At 61.7% G+C, this 2836-nt stretch carries 3 protein-coding genes and 1 pseudogene; 1 reads left to right on the top strand and 3 read right to left on the bottom strand.

The features are described 5' to 3' along the window. Nucleotides 1-291: pseudogene (locus A3714_RS02450) on the top strand (nucleoside triphosphate pyrophosphohydrolase family protein); the annotation flags it as partial. A 165-nt stretch (nt 292-456) separates the two neighbouring features. Here the strand turns inward: A3714_RS02450 and A3714_RS02445 are convergent. The 3 genes from A3714_RS02445 to A3714_RS02435 form a co-directional block, all read right to left on the bottom strand. Then, complete coding sequence (locus A3714_RS02445; protein ID WP_063509876.1) at nt 457-1434, bottom strand: tocopherol cyclase family protein; 978 nt, start codon at nt 1432-1434, stop codon at nt 457-459. 23 nt (nt 1435-1457) lie between these two features. Continuing rightward, the gene (locus A3714_RS02440) at nt 1458-1919 is read right to left on the bottom strand and encodes a hypothetical protein (protein WP_063509875.1); all 462 of its coding nucleotides are present in this window, start codon (nt 1917-1919) and stop codon (nt 1458-1460) included. Further along, nucleotides 1916-2836, bottom strand: a 921-nt coding sequence (locus A3714_RS02435; protein ID WP_197463347.1) for a GMC oxidoreductase, incomplete at its 5' end; no start/stop codon positions are given. The genes A3714_RS02435 and A3714_RS02440, both read right to left, overlap by 4 nt.

Raw genomic sequence — 2836 nt, 5'->3', positions numbered from 1 at the left:
CTGGCGGCTGCCAGAGAACAACTGGCGTCGCTGAGTGGTTTCCGGGTGGACCTGGTGGAAGTGGCTGATGCGCTCACCGATATCAATTACGTGACGTATGGAGCCGGGCATACCTTCGGCATTGACCTGAACGCCACTTGCGAGGAAGTGCATCGCAGCAATATGAGCAAGCTGGGTGCGGATGGCAAACCGGTGAAAGACGAGCGCGGCAAGGTGCTCAAAGGGCCGGCCTATTCGCCGCCGGCGCTGGCGCCGGTTTTGGCCCGGCAGGGGCAAAACGACGCGGGATGAACCGCAACGTTGAGTCGGCGGATGCAGTGCCAGTGCTACCCTGCCGGCCGGCAGCGAGTGACGAGGTACGCGTCGCGAAAAGTAATACGGGTTTGCCTTTCGATAGTCGTACTTCGTCACTCGCGCCTGATGAAGTACCTGTAAGCCAGCGTCGTCCTCACGGTCCTAAATCTGCAGAGTCATCCCCGCCGGCAACCGGTCGGTCAGAATTTCAAACGCCCCGCCATGGGCACTGTGCAGCACCCGTTCCGGGCGTCCGCGGCGGGTCAGGGTCACGTTGACGCTGGCCAGTTTGCTGTTCAGGCAAATCTTGTTGCCGCCAGGTGGGTTGTAGTAGGTGAGCGCAGCCACCCGGTCCGCTATCGTCGTCATGCTGATGCCCAATTCGGCATTGCCGTTCCGGGTGTGCAGGCTCCACTGGAAAGGGCGGTAGTGCGCGTTGGCCCGCACCGCCCGTGACAGACTGTTGAAAAGCAGGGTTTCTCCATCCAGTCGCAGGGCGGCAATGGACAATTGCGGGCTGTACAGTGGGCCCAGCTTTACCTGGGCAGTGGCACATTCCAGAAAGGCGTCCGGGGCATTATCGAAACCCGCCACCTGGCCCCAGGCATAGCGGTCAGTGTGCTGGCTGCCCCAGTTATGGTTTTCACTGCCGGGCCAATGATCCAGCACAAGGGTTTTCCCATTCAGGCTCAGGGTGCCGCTGAGGCGGATATGGGGGCGGCTGACCAGGGACTTGGCCTTGGGAAGAGAGCGTTGGTAGAAGCGCTCCGGCAGAAACAGCAGCGGTGCCTCTCCGTCATCGTAGTGCAGATCCCAGCACAATTGGTCGCTGCCCTGTTGCAGTTGTCCCTGCAGAACACCTGGCGCCAGGTGGTTGTTGCCAGCATCCACTTGCATCTGTGAGGTGCTGAACCGGCACTCTTGCAGAGGAAATTCCTCCTTGAAGGCATGGGTCCGCTGGCGGCTGCCATCACTCCATACCGCCCACACTTCCCCCAGGGCCGGGCGCTGATCCTGGGCGCGGAACAGGGTGTAGCGAATCCAGATGGCCTGGGGCTTGTGCGGGTGATTGGCGCGTACAAACCAGGATTCGTAATGGCCGCCCTCGGCAGGGGCCTGCAGGCCGTAGTAGGGAATCATCGGGTACTCCTTGCGGTGGCTGATCAACGGGAGGAGCTGACGCCATGATCTTGCTGGTAAGCCTGTTGTTCGTCCACCAGCCGTAAGGCGGTGAACGGAAAGGCCAGCATGCTTTCCCGATAGGCCACTTCCGCCTGGCCAATGGCCTGCTGGTTCCGGTAGACCGTCATCGGGCAGGTGATCAAGGAAGCGAGCAGGCCGTTGCGACCGTAGTGTTTCTTGCCTTCCACTCGCAGCATTCCCAGCGTTGGGTGGCTGAAATTGAGCCAGTAATGGGGGCCGCTCAGATGAATGGTCAGTTCCCCTTCGCAGGAGAAGTCCTGCCCGTCCAGGGTAACGGTGCCGCGAAAGTAACGGGGGGCGCTGACGCTGAAGATACGGGTGGTAAAGGCGCGGATCTGGAAGGCGAAGGGTTGCTGGTGGCCCGGATCGTCCAGTCGCAGCCAGCCGCTCATGCGTTCCTTGAGTAACAGGCCCAGAGTCATGCGTATTCTCCTTGTGGTGGTGTATGGGTGTAATCTGTGTCGTTGAGCAGTTCCCGGGCCATCATGTTGGCGGCCCGGCTGGCCATGGCCATGATTGTCACCTGGGGGTTGGCACCCAAACTGGTGGGGACGCTGGCGCCATCCATCACAGACAAGCCCGGGTAGCCGAATACCCGATGACGGCTGTCACAGACCCCGTCCCGGGGCGAAGCAGCAATGCGGGCCGTGCCCAGGGGGTGATAGGCGCTGATCAGGAAGTCCGTGGGTTTCAGGGGAGAGCGCAAAAAGCGTTCCAGCTCGGTGCGGTTATGGATGCGAACGATACGATTCAGACCGGGAATCAGCACCTGTTCGGCACCGGCATCCAGATACCAGCAGGCCAGGGCATGGATGCCGCGTTTGAACAGGGCAAAATCCTGTCGGTTCATGTGGTAGCGGATCAGCGGCAGCCCGCGGCGCGGGCCCCGACGAACCCGCCCCTCGCTGGTGTCGCGGATCATGAAGCCGAAATAGGCAGTGTGCGGATAGTCTTCGGTAAAGCGCACCCAGTCCTGGCCAACCAGGGGATTGAGCAGACTGTGGCCGGCCAGGGGAATGGTGCCACCCTCGAACATCAGTCCCTGCTCTTCCCAGTCTGAGACACCGTAGCCCTGGGGGATGCTGCGGCTGTTGGCAAGATCCCGGTCCGGGAACAGGGCATTGACCACGCCCGCCGGATGCAGCGTCAGGTGGCGACCCAGATGAGGGTTGCGGACTCCCTGTTGTCGCAGGAACAGGGGGGTGAACAGGCTGCCCATGGCAACAATGGTTTGCTGGCAGGTCAGGCTCAGGTTGATCGGGCGACCGTCAGCATTTTCCCCGCGGGCGATGACGCCGGTAATGCGGTTACCTTGTCGCTGCAGTCGCTCGGCCCGGAA

It is taken from the genome of Alcanivorax sp. HI0007, from assembly GCF_001635525.1.
In the GTDB taxonomy this organism is placed as follows: domain Bacteria; phylum Pseudomonadota; class Gammaproteobacteria; order Pseudomonadales; family Alcanivoracaceae; genus Alcanivorax.
The sequence above is the reverse complement of the archived record's forward strand: the minus strand, read 5'-3'. Positions and strand labels throughout refer to the sequence as shown.

Coding starts and splice junctions, on each gene's coding strand:
- A3714_RS02445 (WP_063509876.1), bottom strand. CDS start 1,434: ATGATTCCCTACTACGGCCTGCAGGCCCCTGCCGAGGGCGGCCATTAC.
- A3714_RS02440 (WP_063509875.1), bottom strand. CDS start 1,919: ATGACTCTGGGCCTGTTACTCAAGGAACGCATGAGCGGCTGGCTGCGA.